This window comes from Flavobacterium sp. LHD-80 (assembly GCF_030929605.1).
In the GTDB taxonomy this organism is placed as follows: domain Bacteria; phylum Bacteroidota; class Bacteroidia; order Flavobacteriales; family Flavobacteriaceae; genus Flavobacterium.
Genome location: NZ_JAVFVS010000011.1, coordinates 352368 through 378284, shown reverse-complemented (window position 1 = coordinate 378284; position 25917 = coordinate 352368). Strand labels below are relative to the sequence as shown.

Annotated in this window: 23 protein-coding genes; 14 read left to right on the top strand and 9 right to left on the bottom strand. The window is 32.6% G+C overall.

Annotated features, from left to right (window positions below; genetic code table 11):
* Positions 1–54: 54 nt before the first annotated feature.
* Positions 55–498: a PepSY-like domain-containing protein gene (locus RB619_RS16545; protein ID WP_308099446.1), complete on the top strand. Its 444-nt coding sequence runs from the start codon at positions 55–57 to the stop codon at positions 496–498.
* Between the two features lie 24 nt (positions 499–522).
* The gene (locus tag RB619_RS16540; protein WP_308099444.1) at positions 523–981 is read left to right on the top strand and encodes a PepSY-like domain-containing protein; all 459 of its coding nucleotides are present in this window, start codon (positions 523–525) and stop codon (positions 979–981) included.
* A gap of 78 nt (positions 982–1059) precedes the next feature.
* Here the strand turns inward: RB619_RS16540 and RB619_RS16535 are convergent, their stop codons facing one another.
* Positions 1060–2235, bottom strand: coding sequence for a GlmU family protein (locus RB619_RS16535; protein ID WP_308099443.1), 1176 nt, complete (start codon positions 2233–2235; stop codon positions 1060–1062).
* Positions 2236–2472: 237 nt separating this feature from the next.
* Positions 2473–2727, bottom strand: a complete 255-nt coding sequence (locus RB619_RS16530) for a type B 50S ribosomal protein L31 (protein WP_007804523.1) — start codon at positions 2725–2727, stop codon at positions 2473–2475.
* Between the two features lie 249 nt (positions 2728–2976).
* On the opposite strand from RB619_RS16530, the gene RB619_RS16525 reads away from it, so the two are divergent.
* The 6 genes from RB619_RS16525 to RB619_RS16500 all read left to right on the top strand — a co-directional run bounded on the left by RB619_RS16525 (position 2977) and on the right by RB619_RS16500 (position 10049).
* Positions 2977–3507, top strand: a complete 531-nt coding sequence (locus RB619_RS16525) for a DUF4199 domain-containing protein (protein ID WP_308099440.1) — start codon at positions 2977–2979, stop codon at positions 3505–3507.
* Between the two features lie 9 nt (positions 3508–3516).
* Entirely contained in the window at positions 3517–4473 is a 957-nt protein-coding gene (locus RB619_RS16520) for a glycosyltransferase family 2 protein (protein ID WP_308099438.1), read from the top strand.
* Between the two features lie 153 nt (positions 4474–4626).
* Positions 4627–6354, top strand: a complete 1728-nt coding sequence (locus RB619_RS16515; RefSeq protein ID WP_308099657.1) for a phospho-sugar mutase — start codon at positions 4627–4629, stop codon at positions 6352–6354.
* A gap of 4 nt (positions 6355–6358) precedes the next feature.
* On the top strand, positions 6359–7399 hold the full coding sequence (locus RB619_RS16510; RefSeq protein WP_308099437.1) for a PDDEXK nuclease domain-containing protein: 1041 nt from the start codon (positions 6359–6361) through the stop codon (positions 7397–7399).
* A complete protein-coding gene (locus tag RB619_RS16505) occupies positions 7396–9225 on the top strand; it encodes an ABC transporter ATP-binding protein (RefSeq protein WP_308099435.1) in 1830 nt (609 codons plus the stop codon). The genes RB619_RS16510 and RB619_RS16505 overlap by 4 nt, the downstream gene beginning before the upstream one ends.
* 122 nt (positions 9226–9347) lie before the next feature.
* Positions 9348–10049: a DUF2971 domain-containing protein gene (locus tag RB619_RS16500; RefSeq protein WP_308099433.1), complete on the top strand. Its 702-nt coding sequence runs from the start codon at positions 9348–9350 to the stop codon at positions 10047–10049.
* Positions 10050–10220: 171 nt separating this feature from the next.
* Here the strand turns inward: RB619_RS16500 and RB619_RS16495 are convergent, their stop codons facing one another.
* The 3 genes from RB619_RS16495 to RB619_RS16485 all read right to left on the bottom strand — a co-directional run bounded on the left by RB619_RS16495 (position 10221) and on the right by RB619_RS16485 (position 15175).
* On the bottom strand, positions 10221–10943 hold the full coding sequence (locus tag RB619_RS16495; protein WP_308099432.1) for a hypothetical protein: 723 nt from the start codon (positions 10941–10943) through the stop codon (positions 10221–10223).
* A gap of 75 nt (positions 10944–11018) precedes the next feature.
* Positions 11019–13430, bottom strand: coding sequence for a TonB-dependent receptor plug domain-containing protein (locus tag RB619_RS16490; RefSeq protein ID WP_308099655.1), 2412 nt, complete (start codon positions 13428–13430; stop codon positions 11019–11021).
* A 62-nt stretch (positions 13431–13492) separates the two neighbouring features.
* The gene (locus tag RB619_RS16485) at positions 13493–15175 is read right to left on the bottom strand and encodes a M23 family metallopeptidase (protein WP_308099429.1); all 1683 of its coding nucleotides are present in this window, start codon (positions 15173–15175) and stop codon (positions 13493–13495) included.
* 179 nt (positions 15176–15354) lie between these two features.
* Here RB619_RS16485 and RB619_RS16480 point away from each other — a divergent pair, with 179 nt between their 5' ends.
* The 3 genes from RB619_RS16480 to rny all read left to right on the top strand — a co-directional run bounded on the left by RB619_RS16480 (position 15355) and on the right by rny (position 17718).
* Complete coding sequence (locus tag RB619_RS16480) at positions 15355–15645, top strand: hypothetical protein (RefSeq protein WP_026727596.1); 291 nt, start codon at positions 15355–15357, stop codon at positions 15643–15645.
* A 7-nt stretch (positions 15646–15652) separates the two neighbouring features.
* Positions 15653–15946, top strand: a complete 294-nt coding sequence (locus RB619_RS16475; protein ID WP_308099426.1) for a cell division protein ZapA — start codon at positions 15653–15655, stop codon at positions 15944–15946.
* 209 nt (positions 15947–16155) lie between these two features.
* Positions 16156–17718 (top strand): ribonuclease Y, encoded by a 1563-nt coding sequence (gene rny / locus RB619_RS16470; protein WP_308099424.1) that lies wholly within the window; start codon positions 16156–16158, stop codon positions 17716–17718.
* Positions 17719–17796: 78 nt separating this feature from the next.
* On the opposite strand, the gene RB619_RS16465 is transcribed toward rny, so the two are convergent.
* The 4 genes from RB619_RS16465 to RB619_RS16450 all read right to left on the bottom strand — a co-directional run bounded on the left by RB619_RS16465 (position 17797) and on the right by RB619_RS16450 (position 21765).
* Positions 17797–19317 (bottom strand): PAS domain-containing protein, encoded by a 1521-nt coding sequence (locus tag RB619_RS16465; protein WP_308099422.1) that lies wholly within the window; start codon positions 19315–19317, stop codon positions 17797–17799.
* 143 nt (positions 19318–19460) lie between these two features.
* On the bottom strand, positions 19461–20357 hold the full coding sequence (xerD, locus tag RB619_RS16460; RefSeq protein WP_308099420.1) for a site-specific tyrosine recombinase XerD: 897 nt from the start codon (positions 20355–20357) through the stop codon (positions 19461–19463).
* Positions 20358–20437: 80 nt separating this feature from the next.
* Positions 20438–21013, bottom strand: a complete 576-nt coding sequence (locus tag RB619_RS16455; RefSeq protein ID WP_308099418.1) for a porin family protein — start codon at positions 21011–21013, stop codon at positions 20438–20440.
* Between the two features lie 149 nt (positions 21014–21162).
* Positions 21163–21765 (bottom strand): porin family protein, encoded by a 603-nt coding sequence (locus tag RB619_RS16450; protein WP_308099416.1) that lies wholly within the window; start codon positions 21763–21765, stop codon positions 21163–21165.
* A 270-nt stretch (positions 21766–22035) separates the two neighbouring features.
* Here RB619_RS16450 and RB619_RS16445 point away from each other — a divergent pair, with 270 nt between their 5' ends.
* The 3 genes from RB619_RS16445 to RB619_RS16435 all read left to right on the top strand — a co-directional run bounded on the left by RB619_RS16445 (position 22036) and on the right by RB619_RS16435 (position 25790).
* Complete coding sequence (locus RB619_RS16445; RefSeq protein WP_308099414.1) at positions 22036–22602, top strand: porin family protein; 567 nt, start codon at positions 22036–22038, stop codon at positions 22600–22602.
* A gap of 127 nt (positions 22603–22729) precedes the next feature.
* Entirely contained in the window at positions 22730–23143 is a 414-nt protein-coding gene (gene aroQ, locus RB619_RS16440) for a type II 3-dehydroquinate dehydratase (RefSeq protein WP_308099412.1), read from the top strand.
* A gap of 157 nt (positions 23144–23300) precedes the next feature.
* A complete protein-coding gene (locus tag RB619_RS16435) occupies positions 23301–25790 on the top strand; it encodes a DUF5686 and carboxypeptidase regulatory-like domain-containing protein (protein WP_308099410.1) in 2490 nt (829 codons plus the stop codon).
* Positions 25791–25917: the final 127 nt, after the last annotated feature.

Below are 25917 nucleotides of genomic sequence, written 5' to 3'. Positions count from 1 at the left end.
TAATTGTTTCCAAATTCAGGTACTAATCTTGTATCTGAATTTAAACATACAATTATGAAAACGAAATTAAATTTAGCTGTCTGCATAATTGCAGGATTAGCATTTGGATTCTCAGCAAATGCTCAAAAAACGCCAATTGCAAAATCTGCCTTACCTGTAAATGCTCAAACTTTTTTAAAAACTCATTTTGCCGGCCAGGAGCCTACTTATATTATTGAAGACAAAGAAACTTTCTATAAAGACTACAAAGTTCAATTTGCAAACAACATTGAAGTAGAATTTGATGGAAAAGGAAATTGGCAAGAAGTTGACGGAAATCATACTGCTATTCCTGTCTCTATAATTCCTAAATCTATAATAGCTTACGTAAGAACAAAGTTTCCAAACACTACGATTACTAAAATAGATAAAGGAACTTGGGGCTACGAAGTAAACTTAAGCAACGGATTAGAGTTGGAATTTAACTCAAAAGGCAATTTTTTAAGAATCGATAATTAAACACCTTATTAAAATAATACAATCATGAAAAAAATAATCTTATCAGGATTTATCGCTTTATCTCTATTATTCACTACAACGTCTTGCGACAGTGATGACGACAATGATCATGTAATTAGCGCAACCGATTTACCAAAACCGGTAGATACATTTGTTAGCACTTATTTTCCTAACGCGACCTATCAAACCATAAAAAAACAAAACAAAGCCGATTCTGATGAATCAATATACGATGTTTATCTGACAAATGGTTTTGAAATTGATTTTGATGTCAATGGAAATTGGATTGATATAGATGGTAATCATCAGGCAATTCCCGCTGCTCTGATTCCCGAAAAAATCAACGCTTATGTAACAGCAAATTATCCAAATCAATATGTAACTTCAATTGACAACGAAAGAACTTATACAGAAGTAGAACTTTCCAACAATGTAGAATTAGTTTTCGATCTTCAGGGAAATTTCATCAGAATTGATAAATAACAAAATAAAACCCGACAAGTTTTAATAACCTGTCGGGTTTGAAAAATTATCTAATTTCGAAATTGACTAATTATCTAATTAATCTTTTCTCCATTTTTTAGTTTCTTCAAAAATGTGCTCCAAAATCGCCGCTTCGGTTTCGTCGAACTCAATATTTCTGCGTCCTAATACCAATCTTGCAGTTTCAAAAGCTTTTTTAGTCACATAAGTTGTAAATCCGGCTGCACCGCCCCAAGAAAAACTTGGAACAAAATTTCTAGGAAAACCAGACCCAAAAATATTCGCACTAACTCCAACTACAGTTCCAGTATTAAACATTGTGTTGATGCCACATTTACTGTGATCTCCCATCATTAAACCACAAAACTGTAATCCGGTTTTTGCAAAACCTTCTGTTTCGTAACTCCACAATTTAACTTCTTCGTAGTTGTTTTTTAGGTTTGAATTATTAGAATCTGCACCAATATTGCACCATTCACCTAAAACAGAATCACCTAAAAATCCGTCATGACCTTTGTTTGAATTTTGAAACAAAACAGAATTTTTTACCTCTCCTCCTATTCTTGATCCTGGACCAACAGTTGTCGCACCGTAAACTTTTGCATTCAATTTTACTTGAGCATTCTCGCATAAAGCAAAAGGTCCACGAATTACAGTTCCTTCCATAATTTCAGAATTCTTGCCAATATATATAGGACCAGTTGAAGCATTTAAAGTTACAAACTCCAATTTAGCTCCTTCTTCAATAAAAATATTTTCTGGGGCAATTACATTTACACTTTTAGGAATTGGCTGTGATTTTCTGTCTTCTGTCAAAAAATTAAAATCGGCGCGAATTGCAGCATCATTTTTAGAGAAAATATCCCAAGTATGTTCAACTGTTAAGCAATCATCATTGTACTGAATAATTTCATACGAATCAAAATCAACCTCTTCTTGATTTTCAGTAGTAAAAAAAGCAATTACATCCTCTCCTTTAAAAATAGCCTGATTTATTTTTAAATCAGAAACCAGTTCAGCAAGCTTATCATTTGGCAAATAAGCGGCATTGATCATAACATTCTCTTCCATCTCAACCATTGGAAATTTTTCAGACAAATATTCCTCCGTAATTGTTGTGATAGTTGATCCAAGGCGCATTTCCCATTTTTGACGAATCGTCATAATTCCGATTAGAATATCAGCAACGGGCCTTGTAAAAGTAAAGGGTAATAAAGCATTCCGGACGGGACCGTCAAAAAGAATGTAGTTCATACAATTAATTTAATGTGTTAAAATTTGATTTGGTTACCAAGGCCAAAGTTACAAATATTTATGTCTTACATTAATCATGTTTATCTGTAAATAGCCACGAATTCACGAATTATTATTTTTACAATCATTATTTAATAAAGTTACAACAACAAAAAATTCGTGAATTTGTGGCTATTAAAAAACCGCATAAAAAAAGCCTCCCAAATTAGGAGGCTTTTGTATAATTTAAAACAGCTATTATTTTTTAGCGTGTTTAGCGTATTTAGTTTTGAATTTATCAATACGTCCTGCAGTATCGATAAGTTTAGATTTACCAGTATAAAAAGGGTGAGATGTTCTAGAAATCTCCATTTTTACAACTGGATACTCAACTCCGTCAACTTCAATTGTTTCTTTTGTATCTGCAGTAGATTTAGTGATAAAAACGTCATCATTTGACATGTCTTTAAATGCAACTAATCTGTAATTTTCTGGGTGAACTCCTTTTTTCATCTTTTCTTTTATTTATTGTTTTAGAGCATTTTTATTTTGAAGCTTTTCTTGTAATTTGAAAAGGTATAAACAACTCTACTCTTTTTTGTTTAAAAATTTAATTATTTTTGAGTGTGCAAATTTACAATTCTTTTTTAATAAACAAATACTTAGCTCACTTTTTTTTACTTAAATTCAAAAAGCTTTTTTTATCTTCGATTATAGTGGGAATTGCTATATTTGTGGATTAATTTTAAAACATATAGAAATATGATCAATGAAGTTATAAAAAAGAATGGTATTACTTATGGTGTAATGATTGGAATTGCATCGGCATTATTTACCGCTACTATCTATGCGGTTGATTTAAATTTATTCACTGCATGGTGGATGGGTATAATAGGTATAGCAATCAGCGTTACTATAAGTATTATTCTACTTTCTAAAACTAAGAAAGAATTAAAAGGTGTTTTTCCTTTTAAAGATGCTTTTACCACTTATTTTATAGCGGCCGTAATTGGCGTTTTAATTTCTACAACTTTTAATATTGTATTATTTAATGTTATTGATCCGGGTGCAAAAGACACTTTGAACGAAATAATGATGAAATACACTGCAAACATGATGCAGAAATTTGGAGCACCGGCTTCATCTATCAATGAAGCAATTGAAAAAATGAAAGAAAGCAGCCCATACTCAACTTTCGAATTATTAAAAGGATCTGCTTTTGCAATAGTAATCAGTGCGATTTTCGGATTAATCTTTGCGGCATTTTTTAAAAGCAAAACCACTCAAGAATAAAAAATATAAATGAATTTATCTATACTTATACCGCTTCTAAACGAGGAGGAATCACTAAAAGAACTCTATTCTTGGATTATTAAAGTGATGCAATCTAACAATTACTCTTATGAAATCATTTTTGTAGATGATGGAAGTACCGATGATTCTTGGAATATTATTGAAAGTTTTTCTAACGAAAACCCTAATGTAAAAGGAATTCGTTTCATGAAAAATTTTGGAAAATCTCAGGCACTACATGCTGGTTTTGCAAAAGCACAGGGTGATGTAATTATTACTATGGATGCTGATTTACAAGACAGTCCTGACGAAATTCCTGGTTTATACGAAATGATCACTGCCCAGAAATTCGATTTGGTTTCTGGCTGGAAAAAGAAACGTTACGACTCAGTTGTGGCAAAAAATCTGCCTTCAAAATTATTTAACTGGGCTGCCAGAAAAACTTCGGGCGTTGAATTAAATGATTTTAACTGCGGTTTAAAAGCGTATAAAAATACCGTTGTAAAAAACATAGAAGTATCTGGCGAAATGCACAGATATATTCCTGTTTTAGCAAAAAATGCCGGTTTTAATAAAATTGGCGAAAAAGTAGTTATTCACCAAGCTAGAAAATACGGTGAAACCAAATTTGGAATGGAACGTTTTATAAACGGATTTCTAGATTTGATTACGATTTGGTTTTTATCAAGATTCGGAAAAAGACCAATGCACTTATTTGGCGCAATGGGATCTATTATGTTCATCATCGGGTTTTTCTCTGCTGGATATATTGGTGTTTCAAAATTATACCATATGTATAACGGAATGAAATATAGTTTGGTAACAAGCAATCCTTGGTTTTTTATTGCTTTAACCACAATGATTTTAGGAACTCAACTTTTCTTGGCTGGATTTCTTGGCGAGATTATTTTAAGAACCAAAAGCAACGAAGCGCGTTATAAAGTTGCCCGAGAGGTTAATTTTTAACGTAAAGCCCTAGCCCTGATGGGAACGGCATCTCCCGATTTAAAAAAAACAAGGCTTTTTAACCATAGTTTTTATTAATCGGGAATACAGTGGACAGGAGGATCAGCTCCTGAAAATTATTATTACTTTAATTAAACACAAAATACACGAATGATGAATATAGCACCTAATATTTTAAATGCTGTAAACGAATGGTTAACTCCAACATTTGACAAAGAAACACAAGCGGCTGTTAAAGAATTAATGACAACTTCGCCAAAAGAACTTGAAGAAAGTTTTTATAAAAATCTAGAATTTGGAACTGGAGGAATGCGTGGTGTAATGGGCGTTGGAAACAACAGAATCAACAAATATACACTTGGAAAAAACACTCAGGGTTTATCTGATTATTTGCATGAAGTTTTCCCAAATGAACCATTAAAAGTGGTTATTGCTTATGACTGCCGTCACAACAGTAATACTTTAGCAAAAGTTGTTGCCGATGTTTTCTCTGCAAATGGAATTCAGGTTTATTTGTTTTCGGACTTAAGACCAACTCCAGAATTATCTTTTGCTCTTAAATATTTAGGATGCCAATGCGGAATTGTTTTAACAGCTTCACACAATCCGCCAGAATATAATGGCTACAAAGTGTATTGGCAAGACGGAGGCCAAATTGTTCCTCCGCAGGATGCCGCAATCATTAATGTAATTGAAAATTTAAGCTACGACAAAATTAAATTTGACGCTAACGAAAGTCTGATCAAATATATCGACACTGAAATTGACAAAGCTTTTGTGAAATCGTCTATTGAAAATGCGAGTTTTAATACTCCGGCTGAAGCGAAAGACAACTTACAAATTGTATTCACTTCACTTCACGGAACTTCTATAAAATCAATTCCTGATACTTTATCACAGGCGGGTTATAAAAATGTTCATATTGTTCCTGAACAAGCAGTTCCGGACGGAGATTTCCCAACTGTAAAATCTCCAAATCCTGAAGAACCAGAAGCTTTGGCAATGGCTGTTGCTTTAGCGGAAAAAACAAACTCTGACATTGTTGTTGGAACAGATCCTGATTGTGATCGTTTAGGAGTTGCAGTTAGAGATAACGAAGGCAAATTAATTTTGCTTAACGGAAATCAGACAATGGTTTTGATGACTTCTTTCTTATTGAAACAATGGAAAAAAGCAGGTAAAATCAACGGAAAACAATTCGTAGGCTCAACAATTGTTTCTACTCCAATGATTATGGAATTGGCAACAAGCTACGGTGTTGAATGCAAAGTTGGCTTAACTGGGTTTAAATGGATTGCAAAAATGATCAAAGATTTTCCAGAACTTCAATTTATTGGAGGCGGTGAAGAAAGCTTTGGTTTTATGGTTGGTGATGCTGTAAGAGATAAAGATGCGGTTGCTGCAACTTTATTAATCTGCGAAGTTGCTGCTCAAGCAAAAGCAGCAGGAAGTTCTGTTTACAAAGAACTTTTACAGCTTTATGTTGAAAATGGTTTTTACAAAGAATACTTAGTTTCTTTAACCAAAAAAGGAATGGAAGGTTTAGAAGAAATCAACCAAATGATGATCAACTTGCGTCAGAATCCTTTGAAGGAAATCAACGGACAAAGAGTGATTATGGTAGAAGATTATGATTCTTCAATTGCTTTAAATTTATTAAGCGGAGAAGAATCTACAATGGACATCCCAAAATCGAATGTATTGATTTATTATACCGAAGATGGCTCTAAAATTTGTGCAAGACCAAGTGGAACTGAACCAAAAATCAAATTCTACATCAGTGTAAATGCTGCAATCGAATCGGTTTCAGAATTTGATGAAGCAGAAAAATTCTTAGACGGAAAAATACAAAATATCATTGCAGATATGCAATTGAAATAATAAAATGAGTGACAAACTTGACACAAATGACAAGCCTGATTTATTAGATTCATTAATTGGACTAATAGATCAGACTCGTCATTTTGTTGCCAAAACAGTCAATCAGGAATTAACACTCTTATATTGGAAAATTGGAAAAAACATCAATGATGAAATCCTAAAAAATGATAGAGCTGATTATGGGAAGAAAACAATTCAAAACTTAAGTTTAGAATTATCAAAAAGATATGGAACCGGATTTAGCAAGAGAAACCTACATAGCTTTATAAGACTAAATGCTGTTTTTCAAGACTTTACAATTGTGCAGACAGTGTCTGCACAATTGAGTTGGTCACATTTATACTCAATATTAAATATCGAAAATGATATAAAACGTGAATTCTACATTCAAATGAGTATTCATGAACGCTGGAGCGTACGAACTTTACAAGAACGTATTGACAGCATGCTTTTTGAAAGAACTGCTATCAGCAAAAAGCCAGAAGAAACCATAATTAAAGATTTAGCTTTATTAAAAAACGAAAAACAAATCACAGCTGATTTGACTTTTCGCGATCCTTATTTTTTGGATTTTCTAGGATTACATAACAGCTATTCTGAAAAAGATTTAGAAAGTACCATCCTAGCTCAACTTCAAAATTTCATTACCGAAATGGGTAGCGAATTTGCTTTTCTAGCTCGACAAAAAAGAATAACAATCGATGATGAAGATTTTTACATCGATTTACTTTTTTACCATCGCGGTCTTCGTCGATTGGTTGCTATTGACTTAAAACTCGGAAAATTCAAAGCTGCTTATAAAGGCCAAATGGAACTCTATTTGCGTTGGTTGGAGAAAAACGAACAAAAAGAAGGCGAAAACAAACCAATTGGATTAATTTTGTGCAGTGAAAAATCTCCTGAACAAATTAATTACTTAATGCTTGACAATGATGAACAAATCAAAGTTTCAGCTTATTTAACCCAATTACCAGAAAAAAAATTATTGCTGGAAAAACTCGAAAGAGCGATTGCCATTGCAGAAAATAACATTAATAAAAAATGAGTACTTTTAAAAAAATAGTTCCTTTTATATATCCGTATAAAAAATACGCATTCTTAAATATCTTTTTCAATGTTTTGTATGCGCTTTTTAGCACGCTTTCATTCATGGGTTTGATTCCTATGTTACAGGTTTTATTCGGTGAAACCAAACAACTTACTGTCAAGCCTACTTTTGAAGGAATTGAACACATTAGAGATTATGGAGAAAATTATGTGAATTATTATATCACAAAAAATAACGACCCAAATAATCCTGGTTTTATTCTTTCTGTAATGGTTGGCGTAATAATCTCTATTTTTCTCTTGAAAAATTTAGCCGATTATCTAGCAATGTTTTTTATTAACTTTTTGCGAAATGGAGTTTTAAGAGATATGCGAAATGCATTATACAAAAAAACATTAGAATTGCCTTTGGCTTTTTATTCTGAAAAAAGGAAAGGTGATGTAATTTCTCGAATTTCAGCTGACGTAAATGAGGTTCAGACTTCTTTTTTAGCCATTTTAGAGCTTATTGTCAAAGAACCTTTAACAATTCTTTTCACAATAATTGCGATGTTAATAATTAGTGCAAAATTGACACTCTTTGTCTTCATTTTTATTCCCGTTTCAGGATATCTGATTTCATTAATTGGAAAACAGTTAAAAAAACAATCATCAAAAGCACAACAAGAACAAGGAACTTTTTTATCTACGATTGAAGAAACCATTGGTGGATTAAAAGTTGTCAAAGGATACAATTCTGAAAACTATTTTAATACTGTTTTTCAAAATTCTACTGAACGTTTCTTTACCTTATCAAATAGCATTGGAAACCGTCAAAACCTAGCTTCTCCTGCAAGTGAGTTTATGGGAATTACGGTAATTGCCATTTTATTATGGTATGGAGGTCAAATGGTTTTGATCGAGAAGACCTTAAGCGGTGCTTCATTTATTGCTTACATGGGATTAGCGTACAACATCTTAACTCCTGCAAAAGCGATTTCTAAAGCTTCATATGGAGTAAAACGTGGAAATGCAGCTGCTGAACGCGTTCTTGAAATTCTAGAGCAAGAAAACCCGATAACTTCTAAAGAAAATGCAATCGAAAAAACATCTTTCGATAATAATATAAGCATACAGCACATTAACTTTAAATATGAAGAAGAAACAGTTTTAAAAGACTTTTCTCTTCAAATTAAAAAAGGTCAAACTGTTGCACTTGTTGGTCAGTCTGGAAGTGGAAAAAGTACAATTGCTAACTTGTTGACTCGCTTTTATGATGTTAATGACGGAACAATTTCGATTGACGATATCAACATTAAAGACATGAACTTGCAATCGCTTCGCGGTTTAATGGGGTTAGTAACTCAAGATAGTATTTTATTTAATGACACTATTAAAGCAAATATTTCATTAGGAAAACTAGACGCAACAGATGATGAAATAATCGAAGCTTTAAAAATTGCAAATGCTTACGAATTTGTAAAAGAATTGCCATCAGGAATTTATACGAACATTGGTGACAGTGGAAACAAACTTTCAGGTGGACAAAAACAACGTTTATCTATTGCAAGAGCGGTATTAAAAAACCCGCCAATTATGATTTTGGACGAAGCAACATCAGCATTGGATACTGAGAGTGAAAAATTTGTTCAAGTTGCACTTGAAAACATGATGCAAAACCGAACTTCGATTGTTATTGCACACCGACTTTCGACCATTCAAAAAGCAGACGTTATTGTTGTAATGCAAAAAGGAAAAATCGTTGAACAGGGAACTCATGAAGAACTAATCGCCCTAAACGGAACTTATAATAAACTGGTTACCATGCAATCTTTTGAATCGTAAGATTTAAAGCAAATAACTCAGATTGATTTACACAGATTAAGGAAATATTAAAACTAAATTTAATTTCTTTAATCTGTGTTTATTTTTTTAACTTTAGGTAGCTTTTGATCAATCCCTAAAAAATGTACCTAAAAAACCCGAATATTAAACTGCCTGAAGATCCAAATACTGTTGTTTGGAAATATCTTGACTTATCTAAATTTCTTGATTTATTGCTTTCGAAGAAATTATTCATGTCGCGTTCAGATAAATTCGAAGATCAATACGAAGGCACTTTCAGCGAACCAACATTCGAAGAAATTAGAAAACTTGCCGTAGACAATCCTGATTTTTTAAAATATTACAAAACGCACCGTGAACAAGTCGCAATAAGCAGTTGGCATATTAACGAATACGAATCGTTTGCTATGTGGCAGATTTTCACTCAAAATAGCGAAGGACTTGCCATTCAATCTACAATTGGGAGATTGCAAAAAGCATTAAATCCCGAAAATAATTTTGATCAGTATATAGGCGAGGTAAATTATATCGACTACAAAAAAGAATATATCCCGTTTGATGATTTGTTCTTTCCGTTTTTATTTAAAAGAAAAAGTTTTCAGTACGAACGCGAAGTCCGAATTATTACAGATACTTCTAAAAGCACCATTAAATTAAATGATGGACTAAAAATCAATGTTGATATCAATCAGTTGATTGAGAAAATCTACATTCATCCTAAATCTGAAAACTGGTATAAAAAACTGGTAATTGAATTGGTAGAACGTCTGGATTTTGGTTTTGAAATTGAAAAATCAGATTTGGAAAGTGACATATTGATCTAAGGTTCTGAGGTTCTGAGATACTAAGGTTCTAAGACTTTACAATCTTTGTACAAAAAAACAAACCCTGCTAAAATAATTTTAGCAGGGTTTTATATTATAATATTTGAAAAAGTCCTTTTTATCTTCAACTAAAAAAAACTTAGAATCTTAGCATCTCAGAACCTTAGTGCCTCAGATAGGTTTATAACTTTTAACTTCCCATTTTTTAGAAGCCAAATCAATATAATTATAATGCAGAACATCATTTTTATCGAACTGACCATTTTGGTTAGTGTCTTCAATTGTTCTGAAGTAAATACGGTTTTTTGATTCTATTAAACTCCAGTCTACCAATTCCTGAAGATCTGGTGATACTTTTGTGAAATTTTCTCCGCTGATATTACTTAAATACAAAGTTTTAATATCTCCAGTATCAATTTTTCCGTCTTTATTGGTATCAGAATCTGTTAAAGTATAAACCATTACTTTATTTTGTGTTTTATCTGCAACTGTTTTCAAATATGTTGCTGTTAAAATCAAAACTGGCTTATCTGATAAAGGTCTGATAGAATCTGAATCCACTTTTTGGAATTTTAAATTCTGCAAATATCCTGTAATTTCATATTCTCCTAAGTTAGAAATCGTAAAACTTACATCGTTTACACTTGACGAACCATAACGTGCCTTAGAACCTCTTTCATATACTCTCAAATCGCCAACTGGATGAATTAAATAATTCGTTCCTTCCATTTGAATAGGAAGATCTGCAACCTCGATTTGGGTAGAATCTGTTTTGGCAACTACACTTGCTTTGTTTGAAGCATCATAAATTACTTTCGGCTTCTGCACTTCATCCTTACAACTCACTGTAGTTCCGATAATTACTAAGGCGATATATTTTAGATAGTTTTTCATTTATGGCAATTATATTAGAATATCAAATATACTATTTTTGATTGTAAATTTTGGCTTTATTGAATTTTACTAAACTCATAACCTCGCATTCAGTTTTACATTAAAAACTCTCGAAGTCATATAATTCGGAATCGCATATTGATTTTTAGAATATACATCACGCACCCAAGTATTTGTAATTGCGTTTTGATTATTGAAAAGGTTAAAAATTTCAAGTCCAACTGATAATTCTTTAAAATCTTTCAACCATTTGGCTTTTGCTACTTTTGTACTGCTGTCAACAAAAACTTTAGCAAAACCTACGTCTACCCTTCTATAATCATTCAATCTGTTTTGATATAAATATGGATCCGAATATGCAGGCGCTCCGCCAGGCAAACCAGTGTTATAAACTAAATTCAAGTACAATTTCACACTAGGAATATTCGGCATATAATCCTGAAACAACATTGCAAATTTCAAACGCTGATCTGTTGGTCTGGCAATATATCCTTTATTTTCATAATTCTCTTCCGTTTTCATATATCCAAAACTTACCCAAGATTCTGTTCCCGGGACAAATTCTCCATTTAATCTAAAATCAAAACCTTGCGCGTATGCTTTTGCATTATTATTAGCGATGTAACGAATTCGGACATTATCAATCGAATATACGTTTACGTCTGAAAGTGATTTATAATAGACTTCCGTAACCCATTTAAAAGGACGATTCCACATTTTAAAATTGTAATCATTGCCCAAAACAATATGTACCGATTCCTGCGCCTTTACATTTGGATTTACAACTCCGTCTAAATCTCTAAGTTCCCTATAAAAAGGAGGCTGATGATACAATCCACCAGAAATCCTGAAAACCATATCCATATTCCAGTCGGGCTGAATCGCAAACTGAGCGCGCGGACTTACAACTACTTGATTTTTGCCTTCAACAGAAGCTCCCGAAACATTCCAACTTTGAAATCGCGCACCAAGATGATACCAAACCTGGCTTGAACCAATAGCCGTTTTCTTATTGAATTGTGCATAACCCGCAAGTCGGTTTATGGTATTGTAATTTGTAGCTCGAATATCTTGATAAGGCAACAAAGGTCCTGTGTAAGGTTGATATGGCTGATTATTTTTCGGCAAAATTATCAAAGGCGGATTAATTGAAAACCCAGCCGAATCAATTACCTCCCACTCGACTACACGATCACGAATTGATTCTCTGGTATATTTTAAACCAAATTCCAATTGGCTGTCATTCATCCATTCTTTAAATCCTTTAATTTCGGCATTGGCAATCAAGGCGTCTAAGTCATTTCGCGCATGATTAAGTTGCGAACCAATACCGCGAGTAAAATCAATATTTTCTGGATTGCCGTCTTCATCTACATTTCCTAATCGATATTGTGCCAAAATATCAAAATGCTCCTGTTCTGTTGTATGAAAAAGTGAACCTATTAATTTAAAAGTAAGACTTGGCGAAGCTTTATAAGTTGTTTTTAACGCACCAAAATAAGTTTCATATTTGTCTTTTTCCTGACCTTCATAATAAACCGACAAAGCCATTGGCTGATCAATTGTTCCAAAGTTAGTCTGACGTGTTAATGGCTGATAAGAATATTTATTCTGCGAAATATTTCCCAAAAAGCTCATTTGCCATTTTTCTGAAATATCATAATTTACATTTGTCTGAATATCGGCAAAAACCGGAGTGTAATTTGTTTCTGTGTCTTGACTGTTTACCAAAAGACTATTATTTCGATAACGGATTCCAGTTACCGCCGACCATTTTTTATTTTTAGAAACAAGATCAACTGCTGCGCTTCCGCCCAAGAAACTCGCTTCAAAAGCAGCGCCAAACTGAGTTGGTTTTCTATATGTAATATCTAAAACCGAAGACAATTTATCACCAAATTTAGCCTGAAATCCTCCTGCAGAAAAATCAACATTTTGAACCAAATCTGTATTCGTAAAACTTAACCCTTCCTGTTGTCCTGAACGAATTAAAAAAGGACGGTACACTTCAACTTCGTTCACATAAACTAAATTTTCGTCATAATTTCCACCACGAACCGCATATTGTGTACTCAATTCATTGTTTGAATTTACCCCCGGCAACGTTTTCAGAATATTTTCTATTCCGGCATTTGCACCTGGAATCTTTTTAATGGTTTCGGGTTCAACAGTCACAATTCCCTGAACACGCTTTTTATTTTTAGAAGAAACAAAAACTTCGCCCATTTGTTCAGCAGAATTATTCATTACCGGATTAAAAAGGAAAACTTCATTTGGTTTTAAACTGACTGTTAAACTCAGCATTTTTAAAGAAATATGAGTAAAAATCAGAGACACTTTTTTATTTGGAGGTAATTCAATATCAAAAACACCATTCGAATCTGACTGAACTACATTTCCTAAACAAGTCACATTTACATCGGCAACTGGACGATTTTCAGTATCTAAAATAACTCCTTTAACATGTGCATTTTGAGCAATTGCCATTTGGCCAATGCATAAAAAAAGGAAAACAACTATTAATTTATAATTATTCAAACGTTTTGATTTTATTTTTGTTGACTTCTAAAAAAATGAGTTTCAAAGACTGTGACATTTCCAACATTATCAGTCACTTCAATTTTTAAATCATTTGCACCTTCAGCCAATAATGCATCATCAAAAGTATGCGTAATTTTTCGAGTTTTATTCTCATATTCAAACAAGATCCAATTTCCGTTTAAATAGCCATTATACGATTTGATCCCTGATCCAGAATCGCTTATCGTAAACTGTATTTTTTTAACATCACTAATCCATTTGTCCTGAATAGATTTAGCAATCGAAATTTTTGGCGCAATTGTATCTAAAACCAATCCGAATTGACCCAAAGTTTTAGATTTTGCAGTAAAAACATCTCCCTTTCTTGAAGTTGCATTATAACTTCCACTTCGACCAATAAAAAGTTTATCTCTTAAAGATTCATCATATGTATCATCTTTGATTGTAACGGTAAAATTAGAATGCACCGGAATAACATCTTCGTGTACATACATTTTATTGTTTTTTACATCAAAATTCAAATTGAAATCATCATAAAAAGTTCCAGCCGGAAAAAATACAGACATATTATCTTTTTCAAAATTTGCATCTCTATTTGCTTTGATAAAATATTGTGAAACCACTGGTTCTTCTTTCACAACCGGAGTTGCATTGTCGTATTCAATTGGAACCGTAATAGAACTTAAATTTCCATAATAATCAGAAACTTCAATTCTGTAAGACGAAGCTAAATTAGGATCTGCCGATACAATACCACGAAGCGAATCTGTTTTGACAATACTCAAAGCATACGGTGTTTTCATAAAAAGCTTCTGAACTCTTTGCCCAGATTTTTTATATTTTGGATAATCAATAAAAGCATTGATGTATCGCATTTCATCAAAAGAATAGGTTTTAAACTGATAATTATAATTTTGATTTCCGTTTAAAAAAGTCGAAACATTAAAAACCCCATTTTTATTTCCTGAAACATTATCAAAATCGACAGCCGAAATTCCAAAACCAATTTTTCCATTTGCTTTTACTTTACTGGCTAGATAAGTTCCATCTTTCTGAAGTGACATATTCAACATTACAGGCTGTTTGGATTGATTCACAACCGTATTTTCCATTGGATAAACAAAAAGACTCGAAACAGCAGGTTTTTTAGTGTCTGTAAAATTTTTATCGAAACCAAAAAATATCGGATTAATTACAAATTCTGTTTTAGTATCACGAATTTCAAAATGCAGATGCGGTCCTTCAGAAGAACCTGTATTTCCAGAAAGCGCTATTAGTTGTCCTTTAGTAACCGGCAGTTCATCTGGTTTTAGAAACATCTCAATCTCATACGCTTTTTCTTTGTAATGCGTTTTTTGAATATAATCCTGAACTGGGCCAACTGCAGTCTGCAAGTGTCCATAAACCGAAGTATAGCCATTTGGGTGTGTTATATAAATGCATTTTCCATTTCCAAAAGTAGAAATCTTAATTCTTGAAATATAGCCATCAGCAATTGCATAAACATTTAAACCTTCTCGCTGATTTGTTTTTAAATCAAAACCAGCGTGAAAATGGTTTGGGCGCAACTCTCCAAAATTTCCTGAAAGTTGCATAGGAATATCAAGCGGTGCGCGAAAATAATCTTTCGGATACTGCGTCTGAGCAAAAATAAACTGGCAAAATAATAAGGTGTATAGCGAAAATCTCATAAGCAACATTTTTGCTAAGATAAAAAAATAAGAGGCTTAAACCGAGAATTTAGCTGCAAAAATACAATTGACTGAATTTCATCTATTTGATTATTTTAACTGCAAAAAAATCGATAAAAAATTGCATTAATAAAAAGGAATACTAACTTTGTATGATTAAGTAATGAATAGGATTTATAATGAGTGTAATTGCCGAAATAATTGATACTCTTGAATATAAAGTCGAGAAGCTTTTTGAGAAATCAAAAGGTTTGGAGAAAAACAATCAGGATTTACAATTAGAATTAGCCAAAGCTGTGCAAATTATCCAGAAACAATCTGAAGAAATTGAGGCTTTGAAGAAGCAATATGAGACACTTAAAATAGCCAATTCGTTGCTCGGCAGCGACAATAACAAGAGAGAGACAAAGCTTAAAATAAATTCATTAATTCGCGAAATTGATTACTGTATAGCGCAACTATCAGATTAGTAAAAACATGGACGGAAAGCTTAGAATCAAAATATCAATTGCAGATCGCGTTTACCCGTTAACGGTTGAACCATCTCAGGAAGAAGGACTTAGAAGTGCTTCTAAGAAAATTGATGCGATGATTAAGCAGTTCGAAGAAAATTACGCGGTTCGTGATAAACAAGATGTATTAGCTATGTGTGCATTGCAATTTGCATCACAAGTTGAACAAAAACAAATTGATAACGCAATCGATGGAGAAGAAACCATCGAAAGAATTAAGAAATTAAATTCGCTATTAGATCAATATCTCGAAAATTAAACGTTCTTTACAGAAACTAAGATACTGCCTACATTAGTTCACAATTGGTAAACTCAACACTAACAATTTAGAATGAGCGAATCGTCACTACTATAGTATACCCTCCTTTTGGCTGGGAAACTTGAACAGAGAGTTAGCTCAAAACTTGTCTTTACGAGTTTATTCAAGCAATTAATGTAGGCTTTTTTTATATATAAATTTTAACAAACATGGACATAATAACGATCATTATTTCTGGTATTGTAGGGATTGCAGCAGGTTTTGCAATTGCTAAAATCATCGAAAAAAGCAATATTTCTAATCTAATCAAAAACGCTAAAAAAGAAGCAGCTTCCATTTTAAAAGATGCTAATTTAGAAGCTGAAAATATCAAAAAAGATAAAATTCTACAGGCAAAAGAGCGTTTTATCGAACTAAAATCAGAGCACGAACAAGTTATTTTAGCTAGAGACAAAAAAGTAGCTGAAGTAGAAAAAAGAGTGCGCGATAAAGAATCTCAGGTTTCTAACGAGCTTTCAAAAGCAAAAAAAGTAAATGACGATTTTGAAGCTAAAACTCAGGAATACAATAATAAAATTGAGGTTTTAGACAAAAAACAAAGCGAAGTTGACAAACTACACAAAAGTCAATTACAACAGCTTGAAGTAATTTCAGGACTTTCTGCAGAAGAAGCAAAAGAGCAATTAGTTGAAGGTTTAAAAGCCGAAGCTAAAAGCAAAGCTATGTCGCATATTCAAGATACCATTGAAGAAGCTAAACTTACAGCACAGCAAGAAGCTAAAAAAATCATTATCAACACAATTCAAAGAGTTGGTACAGAAGAAGCAGTTGAAAATTGCGTTTCTGTTTTTAACATTGAATCTGATGATGTAAAAGGTAGAATTATTGGTCGTGAAGGACGAAATATTAGAGCTTTAGAAGCTGCAACCGGAGTAGAAATTATTGTTGACGATACTCCAGAAGCTATCATTCTTTCTTGTTTTGATCCAGTTCGTAGAGAAATCGCTCGTTTGTCATTACACAAATTAGTAACTGACGGACGTATTCACCCAGCAAGAATTGAAGAGGTTGTTGCAAAAACAGCTAAACAAATCGATGATGAAATTATTGAAGTTGGAAAACGTACCGTTATAGACTTAGGAATTCACGGATTACACCCTGAATTAATTAAAGTTGTGGGAAGAATGAAATACCGTTCTTCATACGGACAAAACTTATTACAGCACTCAAGAGAGGTTTCTAAACTTTGTGGTATCATGGCCGCTGAATTAGGACTAAATGTAAAACTGGCAAAAAGAGCTGGTTTACTTCACGATATTGGTAAAGTGCCAGATACTGAAAGCGATTTACCACACGCACTTTTAGGTATGCAGTGGGCTGAGAAATATGGTGAAAAAGAAGAGGTTTGCAACGCTATTGGAGCGCACCACGACGAAATCGAAATGAAATCATTGTTATCTCCAATTATTCAGGTTTGTGATGCTATTTCTGGAGCACGCCCAGGAGCTAGACGCCAAGTTTTAGATTCTTACATTCAGCGTCTGAAAGATCTTGAAGATGTTGCTTACGGATTTAGCGGTGTAAAAAATGCATATGCAATTCAGGCTGGTAGAGAACTTCGTGTAATTGTAGAAAGCGAAAAAGTTTCTGATGATAATGCAGCAAACTTATCTTTCGAAATTTCACAAAAAATCCAAACAGAAATGACTTATCCAGGTCAAGTGAAAGTTACAGTAATTAGAGAAACTAGAGCAGTTAATATTGCTAAGTAATTTCTCTTTTAAATAAAAAACAAAGGCTATCTTTTTACGGATAGCCTTTGTTTTTTATATGTATTTTGATAAAACGAATTATAGATCTCCAAATATAATTTTAAAACTGGTTCCAACTCCTACTTCACTTTCTACACAAATAGTCCCTTTCATTGCTTCAATTTGGTTTCGAGTGATATAAAGGCCAATTCCGCGCGCATCTTCGTGTTTATGAAATGTTTTATACATTCCGAATAAAAGATCGCCATGAACCGCCAAATCAATCCCCAGACCATTATCTGTAATCTTTAATGATTTAAAACCATCTGGTTCAATTGCAAAATCAAAAACAATTAAAGGATCACGATCCGGATGTGCATATTTTATTGCATTAGTTGTAAAATTAAGCAAGACACTTTCTAAGTATGCAGGATTAAAATTAATCGTCAAATAATTAGGAACATTATTTACGATTGTAACATTTTTTCGTTTGTCATAACCTTTTATCGCCGCGATTGTTTTTTCGATGTATTCACACAGTTTTAAAGGAACAACGGCAATATTTATATTACTTTGCGTTTTTACAATTTGAGTTAAATTCGAAATCGTATCATTCAAATCATTCGAAACCGTTCTTAAATGCACCAGCATTTCACTTACGGTTTGTTTATCAACATCGGCATCAATAAAGTCTAGTATTGATTTTATATTACCAGCCTGAGTATTTAAATTATGTGAAACTATATGCGAAAAATTCAGCAATCGGCTGTTTTGATCACTGTATAATTTCATTGTTTTTATTAGTTCCAATTCTTTTTCTTTTTGCAAAGAAACATCTGTATGCGTTCCAATAACACGCAAAGGCCTGCCATTTTCATCACGTTTTATAACCTTTCCGCGGTCTAGAATCCATTTGTAATTACCGCTAGAGGTCATTACACGGTGGTAATTCTCGTAATACGGAATTTTATTATCAAAATGCTCGTGAATATCAGAGTAATATTTTGGCAAATCATCAGGATGAACAATTTTATCCCAGCGCTCAGGATCATCGAAAACATCTGTTGATTCTAATTCTAAAATTTTAAGGGAAAGTGAAGAATAAAAAACTTGATTGGTCACCATGTCCCAATCCCAAATTCCAACTGTAGAAGCATCTAATGCAAACTGAAAACGTTCTTCAGAAATACGAAGTCTTTCCTCTTTATCTTTTAAATCTGTGATATCCGAAACATGCCCATAAAAACTCACATTGCCATCATGCGACAATTCGGTTTTAGAAGAAACCCGAAACCACCGCAAACCTTTTTTAGGCAAAATTGCTCTAAACTCAACTTCCCACGGTTTAACTTCCTTACGCGCCTGTACCAAAGATTGAAAAAACAAATCCCTGTCTTGGGGAAAAATTCTATCGTAAACAATTAACTTGATATCATTCGTAAATTCTTTTGCTGAAATTTCAAAAATATCATCGGCAGATTTGCTGACCAGCGGGAAAGAGTAATTATTATTGTTATCGATTACAAATTGAAAAAGCAAATCGGGCATTTCAGCCAATAATTTTTTATAAAAATTATTCACTTCCAAGCAATCTTCATTTCCATATAAATCAAAAACCATATAATAACATTTATGCAAATTGAGGCTATTTTAACCTCAAAAACCGAAAAACATGCAGTTCGTCGATTTTATCTGCTTTTAGTAGAAATTATCATACAATATATTAATTTTTCAAATAAAATTTAACTTTTCATCGAAAAAAATCACCTTCTCGGATGAAAAGTATGCATGACTTCCTTCAAAAAACTTCGGTCTAAATGCACATAAATTTCGGTCGTAGTAATTGATTCGTGTCCTAGCATTAACTGAATAGATCTGAGGTCGGCGCCGTTTTCTAAAAGATGCGTCGCAAAGGAATGACGAAGCGTATGCGGACTAATATTTTTATGCAAACCTATTTTTACAGCCAAATCTTTTATAATGGTAAAAATCATGGCACGTGTAAGCTGATTTCCTCTTCTGTTTAAAAACAAAGTATCTTCAAACCCTTTTTTAATAATTAAGTTCGGGCGTACTTCATCTTTGTAAATCTCGATATACTTTTTGGTTAATTTTCCAATGGGCACAAAACGTTCTTTATTTCCTTTTCCAGTAATTTTTATGAAACCTTCATCAAAAAATAAATCTGAAATTTTTAATGTAACCAATTCTGAAACTCGAAGTCCACACCCATACAAAGTTTCGAGCATTGCTCTATTGCGTTCTCCTTCATTTGAACTTAAATCAATTGTAGCAATCAAAGCATCAATTTCATCAACCGATAAAGTATCTGGCAATTTTCTTCCTGTTTTTGGGCTTTCAATTAACTCTAAAGGATTATCATTTCTATAATCTTCAAAAATCAAATAATTAAAAAAACTCTTTAAACCCGAAATTATTCTCGCCTGCGAACGCGGATTCACTTCTTTTGCAACCGAATAAATAAATTGCTGTAATGTTTCATCTGAAATTTTCAATGGTGAAACATCTATTTTATTTTGTTCCAAAAAAAGACACAAACGCTCTATGTCAAAACCATAGTTTTCGATTGTGTTTTTTGACAAACCTCTTTCAATTCGCAAATACGATTGATAGTCTTTTATATATCGGTTCCAATTCATACGTACAAAGTAAACACTTTTTAGAAATAAAAAAACCTTCCTAAATTTAGAAAGGTTTTAGAAATATATGTTTTTTAAAACTAGAATTTGTACGCCAAAGTCAAAGCCAAAACACTATTTTTTGGACTATCGTAATACTCATCAATATCATCAACATCATAATCCAAAATATTTGACAAACCAACTGTATAACGAATTCCTGCAGATACATTATCCGTGAAATTATAACCAAGTCCAAAATTAAATCCTGTGTCAACAGATTTAAAATTATCTTTCACGTCTTCGCCTTCGCTTTTTGCAGAAACCAAAAATCCTAATTGCGGACCAGCTTCAGCAGTAAACTGTTTTGTAATATAAAACTTAGCTAGAACTGGAACATTAATATAGTTCACTTTATTATCCCAATCATCACCAGCAAATTCAAGTTTAGCCCCTTGAGTAGAAAACAAAACCTCTGGCTGGATTGATAATCTATCAATAATTTTAATCTCGGCAAAACCTCCAACTTGAAAACCAACCAAAGATTTAGCATCCCAATAATCTCCTCCAGCAAAAGTTGTAATATTAAGACCACCTTTTATTCCAAACCTAGTTTCCTGAGCATTACTAAATGCAAAAGCCATTAATGCAATGGCAGATAAAATAATTTTTTTCATTCTAATTTGTTTTGGGTTAAAATTTAATTAATCAAATATAAAACTATACCTACTAAAAACAAATTAGGATTTTAACAAATAAATTAGTACCTAAAAAAGCCCTCCTCTAAATTGAGGAAGGCCAACAAAAACTAACTAAATATTTTTTTTTAGAATTTGTATCCTAAATTTAATGAAATTACATTATTATGAATTTTTCCAGCATCTTCAAAATCTGAAATATTAGATAAACCGAAATTATATCTTATTCCTGCAGATACATTTTCTGTAAAATCATATCCAGCCCCTATATTTAACCCAAAATCAACTGACTTAAAAGAATCTTTAATATTTTCTTTTCCAGTGTACTTTTCACCATTTTCTAAGCTTTCCCATTTATCCTTAGCAGATAATAAAAACCCTATCTGAGGCCCAGCTTCAATACTTAATTTATTAACAACATAATATCTCGCCATTACAGGAATATTTAAATAGCTAGCATGAATATTCTCTTTATAAGTATAAGAATCTCCCTTTTCATCAAATTTTGCACCTTGCAAAGAATACAAAAGCTCTGGCTGGATAGCAAATTTGTCTGAAAACTTAAATTCTGCAAATCCCCCTACTTGAAAACCTACTTTAGATGAAGCATCTTCAACATCACCTGTAAAAGTTGAAAGATTAACTCCTCCCTTAATTCCAAATTTTACACTTTGTGCATTTGCAAATCCAAACGTCATTACTGCAATAGCAGCCAAAATAATTTTTTTCATGATTTATATTTTTAATTACAAAAACTAAACTAAGAATAATCCGATTAAAACACATCCACAAAAAGACACGAACATAATAAAATAAGACAGAAATAAACTACAAATAAGTCTGTAGTTTTCAAGCCTTTAGAGTTGCTGGATTAAAATTTTTGTTGAAAAAGTGAGAATTTTAATAATTTTTTAAAGCTTGACATAAAACAATAAATCATAAATAATGTAGTTTTGATCTATAGATAACATATAAATACCAATTTTTAAAAGACATTTTTTATGAAGAAATTATTTTTAGCAGCTGTAATGTTCTTAATGGCATCAACTGCAATACACGCACAATTATTAAAAATCGGGGTTAAGGCTGGGGTTAACTTTGCGAGTCAACCTGGTGATGCTAGTTTAAATGGTGTAGCATTTGATAAAGATGGAATCACTAGTTTTCATGCTGGTTTAGTAGCTGAAGTAAAATTATTAGAAAAGTTCGCAATTCAGCCAGAGCTTTTATATTCTACACAAGGAGCAACTTATAAGTTTGCCGATGCTCAAGAAGACTTTAAAAATGAATTAGCTTATTTATCGATTCCTGTAATGGCAAAAATCTACATGACAAAATCATTAAGCTTAGAAGTTGGTCCACAAGCTTCATTTTTATTAAGTCAAAAAAATGATGTAAGATTTGACGATGCTAACACATTTGACTTTGCTCTTAATGCTGGTTTAGGCTTGAAACTTACAGAAAGCATCTTTCTTCAAGGACGTTACAGTTTAGGATTAACTGATGCCTCTCCAAATGCAGATATTAGAAACTCAGTAGTACAGCTTTCTGCTGGTTTCATGTTCTAAAAGAATATCACATACTTTTATAAAAACCGTTCTATTAATTAGAGCGGTTTTTTTATTTTTACAAAGTTCAATCTCAATTGCAAAAATCAATTGCAATATTAATTCTTCAATATAAATAACTTTAAATATGAAAATCTGCATTATCAACGGACCCAATTTGAATCTTTTAGGAAAAAGAGAACCTGAAGTTTATGGAAGCCAAACTTTTGAAGATTATTTTGAAACGTTGAAAACCAAATTTCCAAATGTAGAACTTTCGTATTATCAAAGCAATATTGAAGGCGAATTGATTGGCCAAATTCAGGAAGTTGGTTTTTCATTTGACGGAATTATTTTGAACGCTGGCGCTTACACACATACCTCTATAGGTTTAGGTGATGCAATGAAAGCGGTAACAACTCCAGTTATCGAGGTTCATATTTCAAATACATATGCTCGCGAAAGCTTCAGGCATCAATCTTACTTGTCTGGAAATGCAAAAGGTGTAATTTTAGGTTTCGGACTTAAAAGCTATGAATTAGCAATTCAATCTTTTTTATAAATAGTGTCACCCTGACCTAAGTCGAAGAGTTCATCTCTAAAGGGCTTCGACTTCGCTCAGCCTGACATCGCAACAAGATTCTAGTAGTATGTAATTTAACAAATTATTAATAGGCTCAGATTCAAGTTATTCTATTTTTGTAAGATAAACCACTTACATGAGAAACGCTACTTTACTTGCCTTTTTACTTTTTTCGATTTCCAATTTTGCCCAAATCAAAGGAACTATTACCGATGAAAAAGGAAATCCGTTGCCTTTTGTCTCTGTCTTTGAAGAAAACACTTATACCGGAACTACATCAAACGAACATGGAAAATATCAGTTGAATGTAAAAGAAACTGGTAAAAACAAAATCATCTTTCAGTACCTCGGATTTAAAACACAAAAAATTGCCATTTCTTCTGATTCAAAAAATATTGTTTTAGATGTTAAGATGCTCGAAGAGAGTTTTGCTTTAAACGAAGTTGTCATTGATCCAAAAAATAATCCTGCTGATGCAATTATAAAAAGCGCGATTGCAAATAAAAAAGATAATTCGGATAAAACTGGTCGATATACCGCCGACTTTTATTCGAAAGGACTATTTAAAGTAAAAGATCTTCCTAAAAAAATTCTTGGCCAAAAAGTAGATCTTGGCGAAGATATGGCTTCTAATTTAGACTCTACCGGAACCGGAATTCTATATTTATCTGAAACCATTTCGAAAATTACATTTGAAAAACCTGATAAATTAAAAGAGAAAATCATCGCATCAAAAATCTCCGGAAATAACAGAGGATACAGTTATAATACTGCAGCTTTATCGACTTATGATTTTTATGACAATACTTTAGATTTTGATATTAAACTCATCTCACCTATTGCTGACAATGCTTTCAGTTATTACAAGTACAAGCTTGAAGGTACTTTTTTTGACGACAACAATCAGCAAATCAACAAAATAAAAGTTACTCCTAAAAGAGATAAAGAACCCGTTTTTGAAGGCTATATTTATATTGTCGATGATAGTTTTGCCATTTATGCAGTCGATTTGGACATAAAAGGTTACCGAATGAAAAATGAATTTACTGAAATAATGACTCTTAAACAGAGTTTCAGTTACAATAAGATTCAAAAACTATGGACAAAAAATGCGCAGTCACTATTTTTTAACGCCGGCATTTTTGGAATTAAATTTTCAGGAACCTTTAATTATGTTTATTCTAATTATGAGTTTCCAGCCTCTTTCGAAAAGAAAACTTTCGGAAATGAAATCGTTGCTTTTGAACCAAATGCCAACAAAAAGGACGATGCTTTCTGGAATGAAATTCGTCCAATTCCTTTAACTATCGAAGAAAGCACCGATTATACAAAAAAAGACAGCCTGCAAACTATCAGAAAATCTCAAAAATATACAGACTCTATTGATGCCAAAAACAACAAGTTTAAAGTTTGGGATATTTTAATGGGCTACGATTATAAAAATACATTCAAGAAATACTCTTTTAACTATAAAGGCATATTAAACATAAGTTCTTTGAGTTTTAATACCGTTCAAGGTTTCAATTTAGATTCTGGTTTTTCATTTAGAAAATGGAATGAAGAAACAGGAAAAAGCACCTCGATAAGCACAACTTTTAATTACGGTTTTTCTGATGATCGTTTACGCGTTATTGGTGAATTCAGCCATCGATTCAACAACATCAATTATGCTTCGATTTGGGCTTCGGGCGGAACAAAAACGGCACAATTCAATGGAGCCGAGCCAATCACAAAATTTGTCAATTCGATAGCTTCTTTATTTTTTAAAGATAATTATATGAAGCTTTACAATTTAGAATTTGCTCAGATCAACTATGGTCAAGATGTTGCGAACGGTATAAATTTGAATGCAAAAATTGCTTACGAACAGCGAAAACCGCTTTTCAATACCACCGATTATTCGTTCTTTAAAAAAGATGATATTTATTCATCGAACAATCCGCTAGCGCCAAATGATTTTACAACTTCGGCTTTTGATCAACATCATTTATTCAAAACAGCAGTAACGGCTCGAATTAATTTTGGGAATAAATATATTTCAAGACCTGACGGAAGATTCAATGTTAAAAATGAAAAATATCCTACCGTTTATTTAGTTTTCGAAAAAGCCTTTGCTGCAAGTCAGAAAAAATATGAATTTGAGAGAGTTGGCGCTTCCGTTCAATATGATTTATCATTAGGAAATAAAGGAATTCTTGGAACAAATTTCAGAGCTGGAAAATTCTTTAACGCTGAAAATATAGCTTTTATAGATTACAGACATTTTAACGGAAATCAAACTCACATTGGTACAAGTGAACGCTATTTGAATGTTTTCAACTTAATGCCATACTACTCGAATTCGACAAATAATCGTTATTTCGAAATGCATTTGGAGCATAATGATATGGGTTTTGTGACCAATAAAATTCCGTTGATCAATCTACTGAAATCAACGATGAATATTGGATTTCACACGTTGGCAATTCCAGACAAAAAGCCTTATTCTGAATTTACCGTTGGTTTAGATAATCTAGGTTTCGGAAAATTCAAAGTCTTCCGACTTGATTATGTTCATTCTTATCAAGGAGGAACTCAGCAAAATGGTGTTGTATTTGGACTGAAGATTTTGAATGTATTAGACTAAGGTACTAAGGTTCTGAGACGCTAAGATTCTAAGGTTTTTTCTTTTGAATACTAAATCGTGACTTCAAAAACATAAAAAATCCGCTTAATCTGCAAAACCTGCATGAAAACAGACTGCGTTAAACGGA

Excerpts from the sequence above, each read along its gene's own strand:
- RB619_RS16450 (WP_308099416.1), bottom strand. The coding sequence starts at position 21,765 with ATGAAAAAAATTATTTTGGCTGCTATTGCAGTAATGACGTTTGGATTT.
- RB619_RS16480 (WP_026727596.1), top strand. The coding sequence starts at position 15,355 with ATGAGTGTAATTGCCGAAATAATTGATACTCTTGAATATAAAGTCGAG.
- RB619_RS16445 (WP_308099414.1), top strand. The coding sequence starts at position 22,036 with ATGAAGAAATTATTTTTAGCAGCTGTAATGTTCTTAATGGCATCAACT.
- RB619_RS16435 (WP_308099410.1), top strand. The coding sequence starts at position 23,301 with ATGAGAAACGCTACTTTACTTGCCTTTTTACTTTTTTCGATTTCCAAT.
- RB619_RS16465 (WP_308099422.1), bottom strand. The coding sequence starts at position 19,317 with ATGGTTTTTGATTTATATGGAAATGAAGATTGCTTGGAAGTGAATAAT.
- RB619_RS16520 (WP_308099438.1), top strand. The coding sequence starts at position 3,517 with ATGAATTTATCTATACTTATACCGCTTCTAAACGAGGAGGAATCACTA.
- RB619_RS16485 (WP_308099429.1), bottom strand. The coding sequence starts at position 15,175 with ATGAGATTTTCGCTATACACCTTATTATTTTGCCAGTTTATTTTTGCT.
- RB619_RS16530 (WP_007804523.1), bottom strand. The coding sequence starts at position 2,727 with ATGAAAAAAGGAGTTCACCCAGAAAATTACAGATTAGTTGCATTTAAA.
- RB619_RS16495 (WP_308099432.1), bottom strand. The coding sequence starts at position 10,943 with ATGAAAAACTATCTAAAATATATCGCCTTAGTAATTATCGGAACTACA.
- xerD (WP_308099420.1), bottom strand. The coding sequence starts at position 20,357 with ATGAATTGGAACCGATATATAAAAGACTATCAATCGTATTTGCGAATT.
- RB619_RS16455 (WP_308099418.1), bottom strand. The coding sequence starts at position 21,013 with ATGAAAAAAATTATTTTATCTGCCATTGCATTAATGGCTTTTGCATTT.
- RB619_RS16475 (WP_308099426.1), top strand. The coding sequence starts at position 15,653 with ATGGACGGAAAGCTTAGAATCAAAATATCAATTGCAGATCGCGTTTAC.
- RB619_RS16545 (WP_308099446.1), top strand. The coding sequence starts at position 55 with ATGAAAACGAAATTAAATTTAGCTGTCTGCATAATTGCAGGATTAGCA.
- aroQ (WP_308099412.1), top strand. The coding sequence starts at position 22,730 with ATGAAAATCTGCATTATCAACGGACCCAATTTGAATCTTTTAGGAAAA.
- RB619_RS16490 (WP_308099655.1), bottom strand. The coding sequence starts at position 13,430 with ATGGCAATTGCTCAAAATGCACATGTTAAAGGAGTTATTTTAGATACT.
- RB619_RS16535 (WP_308099443.1), bottom strand. The coding sequence starts at position 2,235 with ATGAACTACATTCTTTTTGACGGTCCCGTCCGGAATGCTTTATTACCC.
- RB619_RS16505 (WP_308099435.1), top strand. The coding sequence starts at position 7,396 with ATGAGTACTTTTAAAAAAATAGTTCCTTTTATATATCCGTATAAAAAA.
- RB619_RS16510 (WP_308099437.1), top strand. The coding sequence starts at position 6,359 with ATGAGTGACAAACTTGACACAAATGACAAGCCTGATTTATTAGATTCA.
- RB619_RS16525 (WP_308099440.1), top strand. The coding sequence starts at position 2,977 with ATGATCAATGAAGTTATAAAAAAGAATGGTATTACTTATGGTGTAATG.
- RB619_RS16500 (WP_308099433.1), top strand. The coding sequence starts at position 9,348 with ATGTACCTAAAAAACCCGAATATTAAACTGCCTGAAGATCCAAATACT.
- rny (WP_308099424.1), top strand. The coding sequence starts at position 16,156 with ATGGACATAATAACGATCATTATTTCTGGTATTGTAGGGATTGCAGCA.
- RB619_RS16540 (WP_308099444.1), top strand. The coding sequence starts at position 523 with ATGAAAAAAATAATCTTATCAGGATTTATCGCTTTATCTCTATTATTC.
- RB619_RS16515 (WP_308099657.1), top strand. The coding sequence starts at position 4,627 with ATGAATATAGCACCTAATATTTTAAATGCTGTAAACGAATGGTTAACT.